General features: G+C 68.0%; 18 protein-coding genes and 1 tRNA gene. 12 read left to right on the plus strand and 7 right to left on the minus strand.

Annotation, left to right across the window (positions count from 1 at the left end; all coding sequences use genetic code 11):
- Positions 1 to 238 precede the first annotated feature (238 nt).
- From der to K7G19_RS19335, 8 genes are all read left to right on the plus strand, one after another.
- Entirely contained in the window at positions 239 to 1,582 is a 1,344-nt protein-coding gene (gene der / locus K7G19_RS19300; protein ID WP_226108660.1) for a ribosome biogenesis GTPase Der, read from the plus strand.
- Between the two features lie 230 nt (positions 1,583 to 1,812).
- Entirely contained in the window at positions 1,813 to 2,052 is a 240-nt protein-coding gene (gene hfq, locus K7G19_RS19305; RefSeq protein ID WP_006577126.1) for an RNA chaperone Hfq, read from the plus strand.
- Positions 2,053 to 2,225: 173 nt separating this feature from the next.
- A complete protein-coding gene (gene hflX, locus K7G19_RS19310) occupies positions 2,226 to 3,629 on the plus strand; it encodes a GTPase HflX (RefSeq protein WP_226108661.1) in 1,404 nt (467 codons plus the stop codon).
- A 102-nt stretch (positions 3,630 to 3,731) separates the two neighbouring features.
- Positions 3,732 to 5,090: an FtsH protease activity modulator HflK gene (gene hflK / locus K7G19_RS19315; RefSeq protein WP_149319158.1), complete on the plus strand. Its 1,359-nt coding sequence runs from the start codon at positions 3,732 to 3,734 to the stop codon at positions 5,088 to 5,090.
- Positions 5,091 to 5,103: 13 nt separating this feature from the next.
- On the plus strand, positions 5,104 to 5,994 hold the full coding sequence (hflC, locus tag K7G19_RS19320; RefSeq protein WP_149319157.1) for a protease modulator HflC: 891 nt from the start codon (positions 5,104 to 5,106) through the stop codon (positions 5,992 to 5,994).
- Between the two features lie 201 nt (positions 5,995 to 6,195).
- On the plus strand, positions 6,196 to 7,347 hold the full coding sequence (locus K7G19_RS19325) for an ATP phosphoribosyltransferase regulatory subunit (RefSeq protein WP_226108662.1): 1,152 nt from the start codon (positions 6,196 to 6,198) through the stop codon (positions 7,345 to 7,347).
- Positions 7,348 to 7,443: 96 nt separating this feature from the next.
- Positions 7,444 to 8,784 (plus strand): adenylosuccinate synthase, encoded by a 1,341-nt coding sequence (locus tag K7G19_RS19330; RefSeq protein ID WP_149319155.1) that lies wholly within the window; start codon positions 7,444 to 7,446, stop codon positions 8,782 to 8,784.
- 131 nt (positions 8,785 to 8,915) lie between these two features.
- On the plus strand, positions 8,916 to 9,479 hold the full coding sequence (locus K7G19_RS19335) for a phosphoribosyltransferase (RefSeq protein ID WP_006577131.1): 564 nt from the start codon (positions 8,916 to 8,918) through the stop codon (positions 9,477 to 9,479).
- A 172-nt stretch (positions 9,480 to 9,651) separates the two neighbouring features.
- On the opposite strand, the gene K7G19_RS19340 is transcribed toward K7G19_RS19335, so the two are convergent.
- The 4 genes from K7G19_RS19340 to K7G19_RS19355 all read right to left on the minus strand — a co-directional run bounded on the left by K7G19_RS19340 (position 9,652) and on the right by K7G19_RS19355 (position 11,502).
- Positions 9,652 to 10,272 carry an NAD(P)-dependent oxidoreductase gene (locus K7G19_RS19340; protein WP_226108663.1) on the minus strand — a complete coding sequence of 207 codons (621 nt, stop codon included), beginning with the start codon at positions 10,270 to 10,272 and terminating at the stop codon, positions 9,652 to 9,654.
- Positions 10,273 to 10,381: 109 nt separating this feature from the next.
- On the minus strand, positions 10,382 to 10,816 hold the full coding sequence (locus tag K7G19_RS19345) for an Rrf2 family transcriptional regulator (protein ID WP_149319153.1): 435 nt from the start codon (positions 10,814 to 10,816) through the stop codon (positions 10,382 to 10,384).
- A 49-nt stretch (positions 10,817 to 10,865) separates the two neighbouring features.
- On the minus strand, positions 10,866 to 11,456 hold the full coding sequence (locus K7G19_RS19350) for a hypothetical protein (RefSeq protein ID WP_226108665.1): 591 nt from the start codon (positions 11,454 to 11,456) through the stop codon (positions 10,866 to 10,868).
- Positions 11,416 to 11,502 (minus strand) — tRNA-Leu (locus K7G19_RS19355). The genes K7G19_RS19350 and K7G19_RS19355 overlap by 41 nt, the downstream gene beginning before the upstream one ends.
- Positions 11,503 to 11,572: 70 nt before the next feature.
- Between K7G19_RS19355 and rnr the strand changes: the two genes are divergently transcribed.
- From rnr to K7G19_RS19370, 3 genes are all read left to right on the plus strand, one after another.
- Positions 11,573 to 14,218, plus strand: coding sequence for a ribonuclease R (gene rnr, locus K7G19_RS19360; RefSeq protein ID WP_149319152.1), 2,646 nt, complete (start codon positions 11,573 to 11,575; stop codon positions 14,216 to 14,218).
- 110 nt (positions 14,219 to 14,328) lie between these two features.
- On the plus strand, positions 14,329 to 15,075 hold the full coding sequence (gene rlmB, locus K7G19_RS19365; protein ID WP_149319151.1) for a 23S rRNA (guanosine(2251)-2'-O)-methyltransferase RlmB: 747 nt from the start codon (positions 14,329 to 14,331) through the stop codon (positions 15,073 to 15,075).
- A 26-nt stretch (positions 15,076 to 15,101) separates the two neighbouring features.
- Complete coding sequence (locus K7G19_RS19370; RefSeq protein WP_150084103.1) at positions 15,102 to 15,845, plus strand: NAD-dependent deacylase; 744 nt, start codon at positions 15,102 to 15,104, stop codon at positions 15,843 to 15,845.
- Positions 15,846 to 15,965: 120 nt separating this feature from the next.
- Here the strand turns inward: K7G19_RS19370 and tal are convergent, their stop codons facing one another.
- Positions 15,966 to 16,919, minus strand: coding sequence for a transaldolase (tal, locus tag K7G19_RS19375; RefSeq protein ID WP_149319150.1), 954 nt, complete (start codon positions 16,917 to 16,919; stop codon positions 15,966 to 15,968).
- A 262-nt stretch (positions 16,920 to 17,181) separates the two neighbouring features.
- Here tal and rpiA point away from each other — a divergent pair, with 262 nt between their 5' ends.
- The gene (gene rpiA / locus K7G19_RS19380; protein ID WP_149319149.1) at positions 17,182 to 17,868 is read left to right on the plus strand and encodes a ribose-5-phosphate isomerase RpiA; all 687 of its coding nucleotides are present in this window, start codon (positions 17,182 to 17,184) and stop codon (positions 17,866 to 17,868) included.
- A 124-nt stretch (positions 17,869 to 17,992) separates the two neighbouring features.
- Here the strand turns inward: rpiA and K7G19_RS19385 are convergent, their stop codons facing one another.
- Positions 17,993 to 18,265 carry an oxidative damage protection protein gene (locus K7G19_RS19385; protein WP_149319148.1) on the minus strand — a complete coding sequence of 91 codons (273 nt, stop codon included), beginning with the start codon at positions 18,263 to 18,265 and terminating at the stop codon, positions 17,993 to 17,995.
- 185 nt (positions 18,266 to 18,450) lie between these two features.
- Complete coding sequence (gene argA, locus K7G19_RS19390) at positions 18,451 to 19,800, minus strand: amino-acid N-acetyltransferase (protein WP_187829255.1); 1,350 nt, start codon at positions 19,798 to 19,800, stop codon at positions 18,451 to 18,453.
- Positions 19,801 to 19,973 lie beyond the last annotated feature (173 nt).

Below are 19,973 nucleotides of genomic sequence, written 5' to 3' on the forward strand. Positions count from 1 at the left end.
GTCCCACCGGCGACCGCGCGCTCACCTGTCGGTGCGCGCGACCGCCGGGACCCGACAGCATGGCCGGCCCGCCGCGATGGCGGTGCCGGCCACATGCGTCATGCGGGCCAGTGGCCCGCGGCTTGATTTCACCCGACAGGATTGCCGGCCCGGCGCGTTGCGCCAGGCTGTCGGACCAACCTGATTCTTCGGAGGCATGCCTGGCGCACCGCGCCCGGCGTGGCCCTCCACGATTTGCATGAAACCAGTGATCGCACTCGTCGGCCGCCCCAATGTGGGCAAGTCGACGTTATTCAACCGCCTGACCCGCTCGCGCGACGCGCTCGTCGCGGACCTGCCGGGCCTGACCCGCGACCGCCACTACGGCGAGGGGCGCGGCGCCGACCGTCCGTACATCGTCATCGATACCGGCGGCTTCGAACCGGTGGCCAAGGAAGGCATCGTCGCCGAAATGGCCAAGCAGACCCGGCAGGCCGTGGTCGAGGCCGACGTCGTCATCTTCATCGTCGACGGCCGCCTGGGCCTGGCGCCGCAGGACCTGGTCATCGCCGACTATCTGCGCAAGACCGGACGCCGCGTGATGCTGGCCGTCAACAAGGCCGAGGGCATGAAGTACACCGCGGTCGCGGCCGACTTCTACGAGCTCGGCATGGGCGACCCCTATGCGATCTCGGCCACCCACGGCGACGGCGTGCGCGAACTGGTCGAGGAGGCGCTGGAGGCCGCGGTCGAGCAGCGTCCCGAGCTGGCCGAGCCCGAGGATCAGAACACGCGCGGCATCAAGATCGCGATCGTGGGCCGCCCCAACGTGGGCAAGTCCACGCTGGTCAATACGCTGATCGGCGAGGAGCGCGTGATCGCCTTCGACATGCCGGGCACCACGCGCGATGCGATCTATGTCGAGTTCGAGCGCGGCGGCAAGCCTTATACGCTGATCGATACCGCGGGCCTGCGCAAGCGGGGCAAGGTGTTCGAGGCGATCGAGAAGTTCTCGGTCGTCAAGACGCTGCAGTCGATTGCCGATGCCAACGTGGTGGTGCTGCTGCTCGACGCCCAGCAGGACGTCTCCGAGCAGGACGCGCATATCGCCGGCTTCATCGTCGAGTCGGGGCGCGCACTGGTGGTCGGCGTCAATAAATGGGACGGGCTGGACGGCCATACCCGTGACCGGATCAAGCACGATCTGCAGCGCAAGCTGCAGTTCCTGGATTTCGCCAATTTCCATTTCATCTCTGCCCGCGAGCGCAGCGGCATCGGCCCGCTGCTGCGCTCGGTCGACGACGCGTACGCCGCGGCGATGATCAAGATGCCGACGCCCAAGCTCACGCGCGTGCTGCACGATGCGGTGGAGTTCCAGCAGCCGCGCCGCGTCGGTGCGACTCGCCCCAAGATGCGCTACGCGCACCAGGGCGGTTCCAATCCGCCGATCATCGTCGTGCACGGCAATTCGCTGAACGCGGTGCCCGAGACCTATCGGCGTTTCCTGGAAGGGCGTTTCCGCGCGGCCTTCAACCTGAAGGGCACACCGCTTCGAATCGAATTTCGTACGAACAAAAACCCATACAAGGACTCGAAGGATTGAGTCGGAAAAGGCGGCCAGATGGGGGCGCCGCAGCCCCGTCTGTGGCGCCGAAGTTTCGTTTGCGTTCGTTTGGAACTGCGGCTAAATTCACACTAGCGGGAGCCCCCGCTGGTTGATGCCGGCCTGGTACCGTTTTGATTTTTTTTGACGCGATCTTGCGTCGTCCGACTTGAAACCGGGGATATCGATCCCCATCATTGATCACTAAATCTATAAATTTGGAGTGTGCCATGAGCAACAAAGGGCAATTGCTACAAGACCCGTTCCTGAACGCGCTGCGCAAGGAGCACGTGCCGGTTTCCATCTACCTCGTCAATGGCATCAAGCTGCAAGGTAATATCGAATCCTTCGACCAATATGTCGTCCTGCTGCGTAACACGGTGACGCAGATGGTCTACAAGCATGCGATTTCCACTGTCGTTCCCGCGCGCGCGGTCAATTTCCGCGTCGACGACTCCGCGGAAGGCTGATTCCGACGCCGCTCGCATTTCCGGCCGCGCGCATGCGCGGCAATCACGCTCCGACGCCGCGCCAGCGCCATCCGGTGCTGGCGCGGCATCGTTCTTTGTATCGTCGCGTTTTGCGGAGCGCGCCTTCCTGTTTCTGATCCCGGTTTTTTCCCGCGCCGCTGTGCGCCCCAAGCTTGCAACCTAGAGCCACTTCCCCCTCCGAACCCACCCGCGCCATTCTCGTCGGCGTCGATTTCGGCAAGCACGATTTCGAAGAGAGCCTGAGCGAGCTGGCGTTGCTGACGTCCACCGCCGGTTCCACGCCGGTGCATACCCTGACCGGCAAGCGTTCGCGTCCGGACCCGGCGCTGTTCATCGGCTCGGGCAAGGCCGAGGAACTGAAGGAAGCGGCCGACGCGCTCGATGCCGACGTGGTGGTGTTCAACCACGCGTTGAGTCCCGCGCAGCAGCGCAATCTCGAACGCTTCCTGAACCGGCACGTGATCGACCGCACGGGCCTGATTCTCGATATCTTCGGCCAGCGCGCGCAGAGCCATGTCGGCAAGGTGCAGGTCGAACTTGCCCAGGTGCAATACCGCGCCTCGCGGCTGGTTCGCGCCTGGAGCCACCTGGAGCGGCAGAAGGGCGGTATCGGCATGCGCGGCGGCCCCGGCGAGCGTCAGCTCGAACTGGACCGCCGCATGCTGGACGACCGCGCCAAGCGGCTCAAGACGGATCTGTCGCGGCTGCAGCGCCAGCACAGCACGCAGCGCCGTGCCCGCGCGCGCAACGAGACGCTGAGCATTTCGCTGGTCGGCTATACCAACGCGGGCAAGTCGACGCTGTTCAACGCGCTGACCAAGGCCCGTGCCTATGCCGCCGACCAGTTGTTCGCGACGCTCGATACGACCTCGCGCCGGCTCTATCTGGACGGCCTGGGCAATGTGGTGCTGTCCGATACGGTCGGCTTCATCCGCGACCTGCCGACCCAGCTGGTGGCGGCGTTCCGCGCCACGCTCGAGGAAACCGTGCATGCCGATCTGCTGCTGCATGTGGTCGATGCCGCCAGCCCGGTGCGCCACGAGCAGATCGAACAGGTCAATCGGGTACTGGCCGAGATCGATGCGGCCGACATTCCGCAGATCGTCGTGATGAACAAGATCGACGCGGCGCCCGAACTGCTCGAGCATGGCCCGCGCATCGAACGCAATGAGGACGGCGTGCCGGTGCGGGTCTTCATCAGCGCGCGCGACGGCATCGGGCTGGACGGCCTGCGCGATGCGATCGTCGAGGCCGCGCGCTGGCTGGCGGAGCGGCCCGCCGCGCCGGAAGCCGCCGATCCGCGGCTGCAGGATCTGCACGAACGCCGCCAGTGGGAGGGCGATGGCGCTGATGGTGCCGATGGCGCGGACGGAGGCGACGGCGTCGGGTTTGCCGATCGCAACGCCGAGGCGGATACCGTTGCCCGGGACGCCGATCCCGCTTCGGACGCCGATTCCGGTCCGGCGTCCGACCGGGCTTCGGCTCTCGATTCCGACCCCGATTCGACCCCCGAAGCACCGGCCCCTCGCCGCCTTCCCGATCGCGGCGCCGACTGATGCGGGCGGCGTCAGGCGCCGCCTCCGGCATCAAATGAACAAAAGTGGCGTCGATGACTGCTAGAATCCCCTCGTTACAACTTTCCCGGAACCGTGCCCTACATGCCCCAGTTCTCCCGGACCTCTGATACAAGCCTTGCCCGAGGCGCCCGTCGGCCGAGCAGCTGGCAGCGTCTGCGCGCGATTCTTTCGCTGAACGATCCCCGCTGGGGCCGTGGCGACAAGGACGACGAGGACAAGGATGGGCGCGACGGCGGACGCGACAACGGCCGTCAGAACCAGCGCCCGCAGGACGGTCCGCCGGACCTCGACGAGCTGTGGCGCGACTTCAATCGTCGCCTGAACAGCCTGCTGGGCCGCAAGGACAACGGCGGCGGCAACAACAACCAGAACTTCGGCGGCGGCACGCGCACGCCCGGCAAGGGTTCGGGCATCGGCGCCGGCGTGATCGCGGTCGCGGTGATCGCGATCTGGCTGGCCAGCGGCTTCTTCATGGTGCAGGAAGGCCAGACCGCGGTGGTGCTGCAGTTCGGCAAGTTCAAGTACACCACGGGCCCCGGTATCAACTGGCGCATGCCGTGGCCGATCCAGTCGGCCGAGATCGTCAACCTGTCGGCGGTGCGTTCTGTCGAGGTCGGCCGTTCGACCTCGATCAAGGACAGCAATCTGAAGGACTCGTCGATGCTGACGCAGGACGAGAACATCATCGACGTCCGCTTCACGGTGCAGTACGACATCCAGGACGCGACCGAATTCCTGTTCTTCAACAAGACCGACCGCGGCGGCGACGAGGAGCTGGTGACCCAGGCCGCCGAGACCTCGGTGCGCGAGATCGTCGGCCGCAACAAGATGGATTCGGTGCTGTACGAGAACCGCGAGCAGATCGCGCAGGGCCTGGCCAAGTCGATCCAGGCGATCCTGTCGGCGTACAAGACCGGCATCCGCGTGATCTCGGTGAACGTGCAGAGCGTGCAGCCGCCCGAGCAGGTGCAGGCCGCCTTCGACGACGTCAACAAGGCCAGCCAGGACCGCGAGCGCGCCATCAGCGAAGGCCAGGCCTACGCCAACGACGTGATTCCGCGCGCCCAGGGTACCGCCGCGCGCCTGGCCGAAGAGGCGCAGGCCTACAAGGCCCGCGCGATCGCGCAGGCCGAGGGCGATGCCTCGCGCTTCCGCCAGGTGCAATCCGAGTACGCCAAGGCGCCGCAGGTCACGCGCGACCGCATCTATCTGGAAACGATGCAGCAGATCTACGCCAATACCAGCAAGGTCCTGGTCGATACGAGCCAGGGCAACAATCTCCTCTACCTGCCGCTCGACAAGCTGATGGCGCAGTCGCAGGCCGATCCCCGCGGGGCGGGTGCGGTGCCGCCGCCGGCCACGCCGGCGCCGGTACCGGACGCCAGCGCCGATACGCGGTCGCGCGAAGCGCTGCGCAATCGCGATCGCGATTCCCGTTGAGGAGAGAACCCAGATGAACCGACTGATTTCCTATGCCATCGGCCTCTTCATCGTGTTGGCGATTGCCTCCTCGATGGTGTTCGTGGTCGACCAGCGGCAGTACGCCGTGGTGTTCGCCTTCGGCGAGATCAAGCAGGTCGTGCGCGACCCCGGCCTGCATTTCAAGCTGCCGCCGCCGCTGCAGAACGTGGTCTTCATGGACCGCCGCCTGCAGACCATCGACGTGGCCGCCGGCGAGCGTTTCCTGACGGCCGAGAAGAAAAGCATGATGGTGGACTGGTTCGTCAAATGGCGAATCACCGATCCGCGCAATTTCTTCGTCGCCTTCGGCGGCAACCTGCGCGGCGCGCAGGACCGCATGACGCAGCGGATCGACGCCGCCGCGCGCGAGGAGTTCGGCCGCCGCACCGTCGCCGAAGTGGTGGCGGGCGAACGCGAGCAGGTCATGCAGAACATCCGCAACAGCATGACCGAGTACGGCAAGTCGGTCGGCGTCGAGATTCTCGACGTGCGCCTCAAGCGCGTCGACCTGTTGCCGGCGATCAGCGAGTCGGTCTATCGCCGGATGGAAGCCGAGCGCAAGCGCGTCGCCAACGAGCTGCGCTCGACCGGCGCGGCCGAGGGCGAGAAGATCCGCGCCGACGCCGACCGCCAGCGCGAGGTGGTGCTCGCCGAGGCCTATCGCGAGGCGCAGAAGATCAAGGGCGAGGGCGATGCCCGCGCTTCGCAGATCTACGCCGAGGCGTTCGGGCGCGATCCGCAGTTCGCGCAGTTCTGGCGCAGCATGGAAGCCTATCGCAACACCTTCCGCGACAAGCGCGACGTGCTGGTGCTGGAGCCGGACTCCGAGTTCTTCCGCTACATGCGCTCGTCGGGCGGCGCGCAGACGGCGACCCGGCGCTAGCGAGCGTGCCGGCCTCCGCGGGTGCGATGGCGCGATAGCGCGATCGCGCGACAGTGCGGCAGTCCGCTGTGCCCGAACCCCGGCTTGCCGGGGTTTTGTTCGCCCGCGGGACGGTGCGCCATCGATGCCGTCCGCTGACCGATCCTTTTTGTGCGAGCCGTCCGCGCCCGGCCCGCGACCCACACGAATCAGAGAAGCACCATGTCCAACCACTGGCTCCTGCCCGAGAACATCGCCGACGTGCTGCCGTCGGAGGCCCGCAAGATCGAGGAGCTGCGCCGCCGCATGCTCGATCTGTTCCGCACCTACGGCTACGAGCTGGTGATGCCGCCGCTGCTGGAATACATCGAGTCGCTGCTGACCGGCACCGGCCACGACCTGGACCTGCGCACCTTCAAGCTGGTCGACCAGCTGTCGGGCCGCACCATGGGCCTGCGCGCCGATATCACGCCGCAGGTGGCCCGTATCGACGCCCACCTGCTGAACCGGCCCGGCGTGACGCGGCTGTGCTACGCCGGCAACGTGCTGCACGCGCGCCCGGCGGGCTTTCACGCGACGCGCGAGCCGATCCAGGTCGGCGCCGAGATCTACGGCCATGCCGGCCTCGAGGCCGACGTCGAGATCCAGAACCTGATGCTGGCCGCGCTGCAGTCGGCGGGGCTGGGCGAGGTGCGGCTGGACCTGTGCCATGCCGGCATCGTCGGGGCGCTGCTCGACGGCCTGCCGCCCGCGCGCAGCAACGAACAGGTCCTGTTCGACGCGCTGGAGAACAAGGATGTGCCGGCCTTGCGCGAGCTGACCGCCGGTTTCCCCCAGGTCGAGCGCGACGCGCTGCTGGCGCTGCCCACGCTGTATGGCGGCCCCGAGGTGATCGAGCGGGCCCGCGCGGTGCTGCCCGCCAGCCCGGCCATCGGCCGCGCCCTGGACGAGCTGGCCTTCCTGGCCGGCGAGGTGCGCGATGCCACGGTCAACATCGACCTTGCCGATCTGCGCGGTTACCACTATCACAGTGGAGTCATGTTCGCGGCCTACGTGGCGGGCCTGCCCAACCACGTTGCCCGCGGCGGCCGCTACGACAAGGTGGGCGAGGCCTTCGGCCGCGCGCGTCCGGCCACCGGCTTTTCGCTGGACCTGCGCGAGGTCGCGGCGCTGTCGCCGGTCGAGGTCCGCGCGCTGGCGATCTTCGCGCCGTGGGACGCCGATCCCGCGCTGCGCACCGCGATCGCGGCGCTGCGCGAGGGCGGCGAGATCGTGATCCAGTCGTTGCCGGGCCACACGCACGAGCTTGACGAGTTCAATTGCGACCGCCAGCTGGTGCGCGACGGCGGCCGCTGGGTGGTGGTGCCGCGCTGAGCGCCGGTTCGCCGGACTGAGCGGTTCTCCCTGCAAAATCGGGGATCGGCCCGCAACAAGAGTAGAATACGTTTTTAACCTTCTGACCAGTTCAACATGTCCGCTTCAGCAGTAAGCCAGGGACGCAACGTCGTCGTGATCGGCACCCAGTGGGGTGACGAAGGCAAAGGAAAAATCGTCGATTGGCTTACCGATCATGCAAAGGGCGTGGTGCGGTTTCAGGGTGGCCACAACGCCGGCCACACCCTGATCATCGGCGGCAAGAAAACGATTCTGCGGCTGATCCCGTCGGGGATCATGCGCGAAGGCACCGTCTGCTATATCGGCAACGGCGTGGTGCTGTCGCCCGAGGCGCTGTTCCGCGAGATCGAGGAACTGGAAGGGGCCGGCCTGCAGGTGCAGAACCGCCTGCGCATCTCCGAAGCGGCCACGCTGATCCTGCCGTACCACGTCGCGATCGATCGCGCGCGCGAGACGCGCCGCGGCGCCGGCAAGATCGGCACCACCGGCCGCGGCATCGGCCCGGCCTACGAGGACAAGGTGGCCCGCCGCGCGCTGCGCGTGCAGGACCTGTTCGATCCGCAGCAATTCGCCGAGCGCCTGCGCGAGAACCTCGACTTCCACAACTTCATGCTGACCCAGTACCTGGGCGCCGAGGCCGTGGACTTCCAGCAGACGCTGGACGAGGCGCTGGCCTATGCGCCGCGCCTGGCGCCGATGGTCGCCGACGTGTCGGCCGAGCTGTACGCGGTCAACGCCGCCGGCCAGAACCTGATGTTCGAGGGCGCGCAGGGCACGCTGCTCGACGTCGATCACGGCACCTATCCGTTCGTGACCTCGAGCAACTGCGTGGCGGGCGCCGCCACCGCGGGCGCCGGCGTGGGTCCCGGCCGCCTGCACTACATCCTGGGCATCACCAAGGCGTATTGCACCCGCGTCGGTTCGGGCCCGTTCCCCAGCGAGCTGTACGACAACGACAACCCGCGCCGCCAGGACCCGGTCGGCGTGCGCCTGGCCAATGTCGGCAAGGAGTTCGGTTCGGTGACCGGCCGTCCGCGCCGCACCGGCTGGCTCGACGCCGCCGCGCTGAAGCGCTCGGTGCAGATCAACGGCGTGTCGGGCCTGTGCATGACCAAGCTGGACGTGCTCGACGGTCTCGACACGATCCGCCTGTGCGTCGGCTACATGCTGGACGGCAAGCAGATCGACATGCTGCCGCGCGGCTCCGACGCCGTGGCGCGCTGCGAGCCGATCTACGAGGACTTCCCCGGCTGGAACGAATCGACCTTCGGCATCAAGAGCTGGGATGCGCTGCCCGAGGCCGCGCGCCAGTACCTGAAGCGCATCGAGGAAGTGGTCGGCATTCCGATCGACATGATCTCGACCGGTCCGGACCGCGACGAGACCATTCTGCTGCGCCATCCGTATCTGATCTGATTCGGTGATCTGATCCGACGCAGCCGCGGCCCCGCCGCGGCGATCGATGGAAATCCGGCCCGCGCAAGCGGGCCTTACTGTATCCCCCGCACGGGAAGACCCCATAACAAAGCAGCAACGAAGAGCAAGCGATGACCCTGCCTCAGAACGATGACGAGAACCTGTGGATCTCGTGGGACGAATACCACCGGCTGATTGCCCGCCTGTCACTGAACGTGCACGAGTCGGGCTGGCGTTTCGACAAGATCCTGTGTCTCGCGCGTGGCGGCCTGCGCGTCGGCGACCAGATGTCGCGCATCTTCGACGTGCCGCTGGCCATCCTGGCCACCAGCAGCTACCGCGAGGCGGCCGGCACGGTGCAGGGCGATCTCGATATCGCGCAGTACATCACGATGACGCGCGGCGAGCTGAGCGGCCGCATCCTGCTGGTCGACGATCTGGTCGACTCGGGCGTGACGCTCGAACGCGTCGGGCGCCATCTGCAGGAGCGTTACCCCGCGGTGACCGAGGTCCGTTCGGCGGTGCTGTGGTACAAGGCCTGTTCGAAGGTCAAGCCGGACTACCACGTCAGCTTCCTGCCGACCAATCCCTGGATCCATCAGCCGTTCGAGGAATACGACACGCTGCGTCCGCATAATCTCGCCGCCTGGCTCAAGCGCGGCAAGCGGGCCGAGGGCGAGGGCGGTCAGGGCTGATCGGCATTCGGACCTCTCCCTTTCCCCGGCCCTCGCGGGCAATCGGGAGAGGGGGAACACCATAGGCAGAGCCGAGCGTCCCGCCGGTTTTGTCCCCTCTGCCGCTTGCGGGAGAGGGGCCGGGGGAGAGGGCGGCGCACCACCTGCGCCCACGCTCCATCCCCCCATCCCTTCAATACCCCACCGTAAACCGCTCGCGCGAATGCGCGTGCCGTTCCAGTTCGTCGACCAGCGCGACGGCGAAGTCCTCCATCGAGATCCAGCTCTTGCCGTTGGCGTCGGCCAGCAATTCGTCCTTGCCGATCCGATAGCTGCCGGTGCGCTCGCCCGGTTCGAGCAGCGCGGACGGTGACAGGAAGGTCCAGTCCAGTTCCTGCTCCGCCCGCAGCGCGTTCAGGAAGTCGCGGCCGGCGATGGCTTCGGCCTTGTAGGCCTCGGGAAACGTCGGCGTGTCGACCAGTTGCACGCCCGGCGCGACATACAGGCTGCCCGCGCCGCCGACCACCACGACACGCTTCACGCCCGCCTGGCCGGCCAGCTGCAGCAGCGGCTCGGGACCGGCCTGCGCGAAACGCACCGCGCTGACCAGCGCGTCTTGGCCAGCCAGCGCCGGCGCCAGCTTCGCGGTGTTGGCGAGATCGGTGATATCGGCGTCCAGCCGTTTCAGGCCGGGGCAATCGGCCAGCGTGCCGGCGTGGCGCGCGATGGCGGTGACGGTATGGCCGCGGCGCAGCGCTTCGTCGGCGATGCGGCTGCCGACGCGTCCGGTGGCACCCAGGATGGCGATTTGCATGGTGGAACTCCTTCACAGGTTGGCTTCGCGAGGAAGCAGAACGAAAGACGAAGCGAGGCGACGCACGCACATATGAAACCAGCGTAGTTACATATGCGGACAAAAAAATTCAGCGCCGCCGCGCGCGCGCCGACCGCTCGACGTCGGCCAGCATGCCGGCGATCGTGGTCTGCGCCAGGTTTTCCTCCATCGCGGCCTGCGCCTTGTCGGTGATGCGGGTCAGCGCGCCGGTGATCTCGCGTCCGACCATGCAGGCCGGATTCGGCGCGCCGGCATGCAAGGCGATCAGGCTGTCGGACTCCACCGCGCGAAATACGTCGCGCAGCGTGATGGTGTCCGCTGGCCGCGCCAGCGAGGCGCCGCCGGCCGCGCCCATCGCGGTCGAGACCAGTCCGGCCTGCGCCAGCACGCCGATCAGCCGGCGGATCAGCGCCGGATTGGTGCCGACGCTGCCGGCGATCAGCGAGGACGGCAGCGGCGCGTCGGCGCTGGCCAGCAAGGTCAGGATATGGACGGCAACGGCGAATCGGCTGCTGGTCGACATGGCGGGAAGCGTTGAAGTGAAACCATCGTAGTTACATATGCGCGCGCTGTCAACCATGGCGCGGATATTTGGGCCGGGGAGTCGGTCGAGCAGCGGGGAATACTGCGCGGAAGGAGGCGCGAAAGGAGGCGCTGAAGAAGGCGCGGAATAGGGCGGGGAAGAAGGCGCGGAAGAAGGCGCGGAAGAAGGCGGGCAATCGGCATGGGATCCAAGCCGCCGCCATGTCAAAGGAATGCCGGAAGCGCCACTGAAGCTGATACACTGCGCCTTGATGTCGAGGTGCGGCGATGACGGTCGCGCCCGGCGCAAGGGGCGGTGCAGTCGCGATCGGTTCGAGCGGTGGTTCGAACGCTGGTTCGACCGGCAGCAGGCGCGCCGCAAGCAGTGAAAGATGGTCGTCGGCCGCGCAAGGTCGGCACATGGTCGGAATTTTTCGGGACGCGATCCCGGGGATCCGGGGCAACCGGCGCACACGGCGCCGAACTGGAGCGCCAATGGCCCGATCAAAGCAGAACGCGCAAGCGATCCGGATGGAAATGCAGATGCAGGCGGGAAAGAAAAAACCCGCAGCGCCGGAAAGCGATGCGGGTTTTTTGATCTGGTGCCCAGGAGAGGACTCGAACCTCCACAGTGTTGCCACCGCTAGGACCTGAACCTAGTGCGTCTACCAATTCCGCCACCTGGGCAGGTGTCGAAACAACCGAAGCGCTCATTATAGCGACGACAATCGATTTGTCAAATCCTCTTTAGAAGAAATTGAATCAGAACAACTATCCGATCCCGAGTCGGGAAGAAATCCTCGGCGTCCTGCGTACCTCCGGTTCGCCACTGTCGGCCGGCGATATCGCCAAGGCGCTCGCCGTCACGCGCAAGGAGCATGACGGCTTCCAGAAACGGCTGGCCGCGATGGAACGCGACGGCCAGATCGAACTGAACCGCAAGGGCCGCTACGAGCTGGCGCACCAGCCCAACTTCGTGGTCGGCCGCGTGCAGGGCCACCGCGACGGCTTCGGCTTCCTGATCCGCGACGACGGCGAGGACGATATCTTCCTGCCCGAGCGCGAGCTGCAGAAGGCGATGCACAACGACCGCGCCCAGGTGCGCGTGATCGGCTACGACCGCCGCGGCCGCCCCGAAGGGCAGATCGTCGAGATCGTCGAGCGCGCCAACCGTTTCGTCATCGGCCGCCTGCTCAGCGAGGGCGGCGTGCTGGTGGTGGCGCCCGAGGACAAGCGCATCAGCCAGGACATCCTGATCCCGCCGCGCGCGCAGGGCAAGGCCAAGGTCGGCCAGGTCGTCAGCGTCGAGATCGTCGAATATCCGGACCGCTATGTGCAGCCGGTCGGCCGCGTGGTCGAGGTGCTGGGCGAGATCGACGACCCCGGCATGGAGATCGAGATCGCGGTGCGCAAGTACGGCGTGCCGCATGCGTTCTCGCCGGCCGCGCTGAGCGAGGCCGCCGCGCTGCCCGACGAGGTGCGCGATGCCGACCTGGAACACCGCATCGACCTGCGCGACGTGCCGCTGGTGACGATCGACGGCGAGGACGCGCGCGACTTCGACGACGCGGTCTACTGCGAGCCGGTCAAGATCGGCCGCGCCAAGGGCTGGCGCCTGATCGTCGCGATCGCCGACGTCTCCCACTACGTGCGTCCCGGCACGCCGCTGGACGCCGATGCGCTGGACCGCGCCACCTCGGTCTACTTCCCGCGCCGCGTGATTCCGATGCTGCCGGAGAAGCTGTCGAACGGCCTGTGCTCGCTGAACCCGCTGGTGGACCGGCTGTGCATGGTCTGCGACGCGGTGGTCACCGCCAAGGGCGAGCTGAAGGCCTACCAGTTCTATCCCGCCGTGATGCATTCGGCCGCGCGCCTGACCTACAACGAGGTCTGGGCGGTGCTGTCCAACACCAAGGGTCCGGAAGCCCACAAGCGCGCCGAGCTGGTGCCGCATCTGCAGAACCTGTACGAGCTGTACCAGGTCCTGCTGAAGGCGCGCCGCGAGCGCGGGGCGATCGACTTCGACACCACCGAGACCTATATCGTCTGCAATGCGCAGGGCAAGATCGAGCAGATCCTGCCGCGCACGCGCAACGACGCGCACCGGCTGATCGAGGAATGCATGCTGACCGCGAACGTCTGCGCGGCCGACTTCCTCGAGCGCTTCAAGCACCCGGCGCTGTATCGGGTCCATGCCGGGCCCAGCGAGGAAAAGCTCAAGGCGCTGCGCGAGTTCCTGAAGACCTCGGGCCTGTCGCTGGGCGGCGGCGACAAGCCGCAGGCCTCGGACTACGCCGAGGTCATGGACAAGATCAAGGCGCGTCCCGATGCACCGCTGCTGCAGACCATGCTGCTGCGCTCGATGCAGCAGGCGGTCTACAGCCCCGACAACATCGGTCACTTCGGCCTGGCCTACGAGGCCTACGCCCACTTCACCAGCCCGATCCGGCGCTACCCGGACCTGCTGGTGCACAGGGCGATCAAGGCGGTGCTGGCCCATACCAAGTACCAGCCCGCGTTCGCGCCGGGCACCGCGCTCAATACCGCGATCTCGCCGAAGGCGCGCCGCATGCAGGCCAAGGACGAGGCCGCGCGCGCCGAGAAGATGGCCGGCCGCGCGCGCCGCAACGAAGCGGTGTGGGACGAACTGGGGCTGCACTGCTCGGCCAACGAGCGGCGCGCCGACGAGGCCTCGCGCGACGTCGAGGCCTGGCTCAAGTGCTATTTCATGCGCGACAAGCTGGGCAACGAGTTTGCCGGCACGGTCAGCGCGGTGACCTCGTTCGGCATCTTCGTCCAGCTCGACGAGCTGTATGTCGAAGGGCTGGTCCACGTGACCGAACTGGGCAGCGACTACTTCGAGTATGACGAGGCGCGCAACGAGCTGCGCGGGCAGCGCACCGGCATCCGCTACCGGCTGACCGACCGCGTGCGCGTGCAGGTCTCGCGCGTCGACCTCGACGCCCGCAAGATCGACTTCCGCCTGGTGCAGGAGCCGTCGGCCAAGAGCCTGCGCGCGCGCCCGACCACCGAGCCGGCGCCGCATGTGCCCGCCGCGCACGCGCTGCCGGCGCGCAAGAAGGGCCGCCAGCTGGCCGCGCTGCTGGGCGGCACCTCCAAGCCGGAGGAGTCGTTCGACGAGACGCTCGATCGCGTGTTCGAGGAGCAGCCGGTGTTCGAGGCGGTGATCACGCCGGTCAAGGCGCGGCCCGAAGGGGGCACCGGCGGTACCGGCAAGCCGTCCAAGCGCGCGGCCAAGCCCAAGCCGGCGGGCGTGGGGCGCAAGGCAAGCGGCAAGACCGCGGCCAAGTCGACCGCCAGGTCGACCACCAAGCGGACCGGCAAGGCCGCCGGCAAGACGGCCCACAAGACCGCGTCGAAGAAGTCGACGCGGACGCGCTGAGGCGGGCCGTGAGCCGGCAATAAGCCAGCGGCAGGCCGATGGCAGGCCTGCGGCAAGCCGGCGCCAGGGCCGCGCCGGCCGGCGGGCCATGGGCGGGTACAATCCCGCCCATGGCCAAACAAAAACTTCTGATCGGCTTTCACGCCGTCACCGCGCGCCTGCGCCAGGACGCGGCCGGCGTCTCCGACGTCTATATCGAGTCCGCCCGGCGCGATCGCCGCATGCAGGACTTCATCCGCCTCGCCGAGGGACTCGGCGTGCGTCTGCACCCGGTCGATGCCGAGCGCCTGCGCGGCATGGCGGGCACCGACCGCCACCAGGGCGTGGTCGCCCGCGCCGAGGACGTGTCGCTGGCGCTCAATCTCGACGAACTGCTCGACGGCATCGAAGGCACGCCGCTGCTGCTGGTGCTCGACGGTGTCACCGATCCGCACAATCTCGGCGCCTGCCTGCGCGTGGCGGATGGCGCCGGCGCCCATGCGGTGATCGCGCCCAAGGACCGCAGCGTCGGCCTGAACGCGACGGTCGCCAAGGTCGCCAGCGGTGCGGCCGAGACCGTGCCGTATATCACTGTCACCAATCTGGCGCGCACGCTGCGGGAACTGCAGGAGCGCGGCATCTGGGTGGTCGGCACCGCCGACGGCGCCGAGCGCACGGTCTACGACATCGAGCTCAAGGGCCCGACCGCGCTGGTGATGGGCGCCGAAGGCGAGGGCATGCGGCGCCTGACGCGCGAGACCTGCGACGAGCTGGTGTCGATCCCGATGGCCGGCGGCGTCGAAAGCCTGAACGTGTCGGTCGCCAGCGGCGTCTGCCTCTATGAAGCGGTGCGCCAGCGCCGCGCGGCGGCGCGTTGAGCGGACCGTCCGATGAAGGGGGCGCGATGCTGATCGATGCCGCCGGCCTGGCCGACGCGCGGCGACGCATCGCGGCGGCCAGCGACATCCTGGTGCTGACCGGCGCCGGCATTTCCGCCGAGTCCGGCGTGCCCACCTTCCGCGATGCGCTGACGGGCCTGTGGGCCCGCTTCGATCCCGAGCAACTGGCCACCGAGGATGCCTACCGCCGCCAGCCCGGCCTGGTGTGGGACTGGTACCAGCATCGCCGCGCGCTGGTCGCGGCGGCGCAGCCCAATCCCGCGCATCACGCGATCGTCGCGCTGGCCGCGCAGAAGAAGGTGACCCTGGTCACGCAGAATGTCGACGGGCTGCACCAGCGCGCCGGCAGCACCGACGTGATCGAGCTGCACGGCAACCTGTTCGCCAACAAATGGCTAGACGGCTGCGGCCGCTGCGAGGCCGCGCCGGACGACGGCCGCAGCCCGCCGCGCTGCATCCATTGCGGCGCGCTGATGCGGCCCGGCGTGGTTTGGTTCGGCGAGGACCTGCCGCGCGTGGCGCGCTACCGCGCCGAGCATGCGGCGCAGACCTGCGACCTGTGCCTGGTGGTCGGCACCTCGGGCATGGTCTATCCGGCGGCGGGGTTGCCAGGCCTGGCCAAGGACCATGGCGCGGGCGTGATCGTCGTCAATCCGCAGCCATCGGCGCTCGACGCCACCGCGGACCTGGTGCTGTCGGCCCCGGCGGGGCAATGCCTGCCGATGCTGTGGGACCGGGCGGACGGCTGAGGCGAGCCCCGGCAAGTCCAGGCCCGCCTGGGGCAAGGCGAAGCGCGCCTGAGGCAAGCCCGGACGCGCGTGGTCAGGTCAAAGGGCGCCGGGGCGAGGCGGCGCCTCGCCCGTCATGCTTCAGGAGAAGGTCTCGGCGATCAGCCGTTCCAGCTTGATCGCATCCGCCGCGAAGGCGCGGATGCCCTCGGCCAGCTTCTCGGTCGCCATCGCATCCTCGTTCAGCTGCCAGCGGAAGGCCGGCTCGTCGCAATGCACGCGCGCGATATGGCCCGCCTGGGCGTCGTCCACCGACAGCTTGCGCTCGACCGGCGCCGTGCTGGCCGCCAGCTGCTCCAGCAGCTCGGGGCTGATCGTCAGCAGATCGCAGCCGGCCAGCGACAGGATCTGGTCGGTGTTGCGGAAGCTCGCGCCCATCACTTCGGTCTTGTAGCCGAAGCGCTTGTAGTAGTCGTAGATCTGCCGCACCGAATGCACGCCCGGATCGGCATCGCCGCTGTTGGCGTCGGGGTTCCACTTGTCGCCGGCCTGCTTGCGGTACCAGTCCAGGATGCGGCCCACGAAGGGCGAGATCAGCTGGGCGCCGGCCTCGGCGCAGGCCACCGCCTGCACCAGCGAGAACAGCAGCGTCATGTTGCAGCGGATGCCTTCGCGCTGCAGCACCTCGGCGGCGCGGATGCCTTCCCAGGTCGAGGCGATCTTGATCAGCACGCGTTCGCGCGGCACGCCGGCGCGTTCGTACAGCGCGATCAGGTGGCGCGCCTTTTCCACGGTCGCCGCGGTATCGAAGGACAGCCGCGCATCGACCTCGGTCGACACCCGGCCCGGCACGATCTTCAGGATCTCGCCGCCGAAGGCGATCAGCAGCGCGTCCATCACGGCATCGACGCCGGCGTCGTGATGATCGCGCACGGCCTTCTCGAGCAGCGGCCGGTACTCCGGCTTCTGCACGGCCTTCAGGATCAGCGACGGATTGGTGGTGGCGTCCTGCGGCGTGTACTGCTTCATCGCCTGGAAGTCGCCGGTATCGGCCACCACGGTGGTGAACTGCTTCAGTTGCGCTAGCTGGTTCATGATGGATTGCGTCGGACGGGAAAGAAATCGGAACGGGGACACCGCGTAGGGGCCAGGTCATGGCTGCATCGGTGCAAGGCCATATCGGTGCAGCGTGTCGTGGGTCCACCTCGGGGACCGCGTCGGCTCATTGTACCGGCCCATTGTGCGACCCCTGGCGGCCCGGGCGCAATCCGTTACACTACGCGGTTTCCGCAACCGACTTTTCCGGCTCCGCACCGTACCGCACCGCGGTCTACGGTGGGGCCCAAGGCAGCAGGCAATGACCCAGGATGAACTGAAGGCGCAGGTGGCGCAGGCCGCCGCGGACTATGTCGAGAAGGAAGTCCCCGAAGGGGCGGTGCTCGGTGTCGGCACCGGTTCGACCGCCAACCTGTTCATCGATGCGGTGGCGCGCTTCAAGGACCGCTTCGCCGGGGCGGTATCGAGCTCCGAGGCCTCGACGCGCCGCCTGCAGCAGCACGGCTTCAAGGTGCTGGACCTGAACGAGGTCGACGAGATTCCGGTCTACGTCGACGGCGCCGACGAGATCGATGCCAGCGGCGCGATGATCAAGGGCGGCGGCGGCGCGCTGACGCGCGAGAAGATCGTCGCCTCGGTGGCGCGCACCTTCGTCTGCATCGCCGACGCCAGCAAGCTGGTTGGCGTGATGGGCCAGTTCCCGCTGCCGGTCGAGGTGATTCCGATGGCGCGGGCCGCGGTCGCGCGCCAACTGGCGGCGCTCGGCGGCCAGCCGCGCCTGCGCATGACCAAGGAAGGCGGCATCTACAAGACCGACAACGGCAATGTGATCCTGGACGTCAGCGGCCTGGCCATCGGCGACCCGAAGGGCATGGAGCAGGCGATCAACCAGCTGCCCGGCGTGGTGACGGTGGGACTGTTCGCGCTGCGCGGCGCGGACGTGCTGCTGCTGGGCACGGCCGACGGCGTGCGGCGCACGGACTTCTGAGCCCGCGGCAGCGCGAAAGCGCACGCCCAAACGAAAAAAGGCGCCGCAAGGCGCCTTTTGTTCTTCCCACCCCACTTTCCCGATCGGCGGGGAAAAGGGGCAGGGGACAGGCCGGGCAGCCGGCTCAGCCCTGCGGCGGCACATACCCCGCCGCCTGGTCCGCGCCCTCGCCGAAGAAGTACTTCTCGGTCTGCTTCAGCAGATACTGGCGCGCACGCGCGTCGGCCATGTTCAGGCGGTTCTCGTTGATCAGCATGGTCTGGTGCTTGAGCCAGCCGGCCCAGGCCTCCTTCGACACGTTCTGCCAGATCTTCTTGCCCAGTTCGCCGGGCAGCGGCGGGAAATCGAGGCCCTCGGCCTCCTTGTTCAGCTTGACGCAATGGACCATGCGGGCCATGGGGGACTCCTTCTGTCTTCTGTTCGTGGGATCGCGGCGAGCCGCGCCATGGGGCGCGCTATGGGGGGCGATGCCGTGGGCGCTCTCGTGCGCAATGCCGTGGGCTTGCCGGCGGCGTTCGTACGGCGGCTATTGTAACGAAGCGGCCGCGTCCGCCGCGGGCCGCCCCTACCGCGCTTGCAGTTTTACAGTTTCTTCATCAGCACCATCGACTTGCGCTGCCAGTTGTACAGCTTGCGCTTGTCCTCGGGCAGGTCGTCGACGCTGGCGCGCACGAAGCCGCGCTTCAGGAACCAGTGCTCGGTGCGGGTCGTCAGCACGAACAGCCGATCCAGGCCGAGCGCGCGCGCGCGCCGCTCGATGCGCTTGAGCAGCCGTTCGCCGTCCCCGGTGCCCTGGGCATCGGGCGACACCGTCAGGCAGGCCATCTCCGCCATGCCTTCGCGCGGATAGGGATAGAGCGCGGCGCAGCCGAACAGCACGCCGTCGTGCTCGATCACCGAGAAGTTGCCGATGTCGCGCTCGATCAGATGGCGGCCGCGCGGCACCAGCGTGCCGTCCTGCTCGAGCGGGGCGATCAGCTGCACGATCGCGCCGACATCGTCCAGCGTGGCCTCGCGCAGGCTCTCCAGGTCGGTGTCCGAAATCATCGTGCCGACGCCGTCGTGCAGGAACAGCTCCAGCAGCACCGAGCCGTCCAGGTCGAACGGGATCAGGTGCGCGCGCGGCACGCCGCCCTTGAGCGCCTTGACCAGATGCTGCAGGTAGTAGGCCACGTCGGGCGGCAGGTGGTTGTTCTGCAGACGCTCGACCGCGGTGCGCAGCGACATCTCGGGCATCAGCTTGCCGACCGGGTCGAGCACGCCCGGCACCTCGGTGATGAAGATCAGCTTGTCGGCCTTCAGCGCGGTGGCGGTCGCGCTGGCCACGTCCTCCATCGACAGGTTGAAGGCTTGGCCCGTGGGCGAGAAGCCCAGCGGCGACAGCAGCACGATCTTGCCGTGCTGCAGCGACATGCGCACTGAGTCGCCGTCGATCTTGCGAACGAGACCGGTGTGCTGGTAATCCGTGCCCTCGACGATGCCGACCGGCCGCGCGGTGACGAAGTTGCCGGACACCACCGACAGCTGCGCCCCGGCCATCGGCGTATTGGGCAGGCCCTGGCTGAAGGCGGCCTCGATATCGAGGCGCAGCTCGCCCGAGGCTTCCTTCGCGCATTCGAGCGCGGCGTTGTCGGTGATGCGCAGGCCGTCGACGAAGCGCGATTCGACCTGGCGCAGCGCCAGCTGTTCCTCGACCTGCGGGCGCGAGCCGTGGACCAGCACGATCTGCATGCCCATCGCGTGCAGCAGCGCGACGTCGTTGACCAGCGCGTTCAGCATGCCGGCCTTGACCAGCTCGCCGCCGAAGGCGATCACGAAGGTCTTGCCGCGGAAGGTATGGATATACGGCGCGACCGCGCGCAGCCAGTCGACGAACTGCTGGCGGTCCGGTCCGGGCGCGGCGCGCTCGGGCGTGGCCGGGGCCTTCGTCAGGCTGGGCACAGCGGGCGTGGTGGCGGGAACGGCCACGGTCGCGGCCGGCGCATCGGCAGAGTGGGCTGCGGAGTCGGCGTCAGGGGCCACGGCGGGGTCGGCGGCAGGGGCCACGGCGGGGTCGGGCAGGGGATCGCCGGCCGCGTCGTTGTGCGCACCGGGTGTTGGGGTCG

The organism is Cupriavidus sp. DB3 (genome assembly GCF_020418465.1).
In the GTDB taxonomy this organism is placed as follows: Bacteria; Pseudomonadota; Gammaproteobacteria; order Burkholderiales; family Burkholderiaceae; genus Cupriavidus; species Cupriavidus cauae.

Coding starts and splice junctions, on each gene's coding strand:
- der (WP_226108660.1), top strand. CDS start 239: ATGAAACCAGTGATCGCACTCGTCGGCCGCCCCAATGTGGGCAAGTCG.
- hfq (WP_006577126.1), top strand. CDS start 1,813: ATGAGCAACAAAGGGCAATTGCTACAAGACCCGTTCCTGAACGCGCTG.
- hflK (WP_149319158.1), top strand. CDS start 3,732: ATGCCCCAGTTCTCCCGGACCTCTGATACAAGCCTTGCCCGAGGCGCC.
- hflC (WP_149319157.1), top strand. CDS start 5,104: ATGAACCGACTGATTTCCTATGCCATCGGCCTCTTCATCGTGTTGGCG.
- K7G19_RS19325 (WP_226108662.1), top strand. CDS start 6,196: ATGTCCAACCACTGGCTCCTGCCCGAGAACATCGCCGACGTGCTGCCG.
- K7G19_RS19330 (WP_149319155.1), top strand. CDS start 7,444: ATGTCCGCTTCAGCAGTAAGCCAGGGACGCAACGTCGTCGTGATCGGC.
- K7G19_RS19335 (WP_006577131.1), top strand. CDS start 8,916: ATGACCCTGCCTCAGAACGATGACGAGAACCTGTGGATCTCGTGGGAC.
- K7G19_RS19340 (WP_226108663.1), bottom strand. CDS start 10,272: ATGCAAATCGCCATCCTGGGTGCCACCGGACGCGTCGGCAGCCGCATC.
- K7G19_RS19345 (WP_149319153.1), bottom strand. CDS start 10,816: ATGTCGACCAGCAGCCGATTCGCCGTTGCCGTCCATATCCTGACCTTG.
- rlmB (WP_149319151.1), top strand. CDS start 14,329: ATGGCCAAACAAAAACTTCTGATCGGCTTTCACGCCGTCACCGCGCGC.
- K7G19_RS19370 (WP_150084103.1), top strand. CDS start 15,102: ATGCTGATCGATGCCGCCGGCCTGGCCGACGCGCGGCGACGCATCGCG.
- tal (WP_149319150.1), bottom strand. CDS start 16,919: ATGAACCAGCTAGCGCAACTGAAGCAGTTCACCACCGTGGTGGCCGAT.
- rpiA (WP_149319149.1), top strand. CDS start 17,182: ATGACCCAGGATGAACTGAAGGCGCAGGTGGCGCAGGCCGCCGCGGAC.
- K7G19_RS19385 (WP_149319148.1), bottom strand. CDS start 18,265: ATGGCCCGCATGGTCCATTGCGTCAAGCTGAACAAGGAGGCCGAGGGC.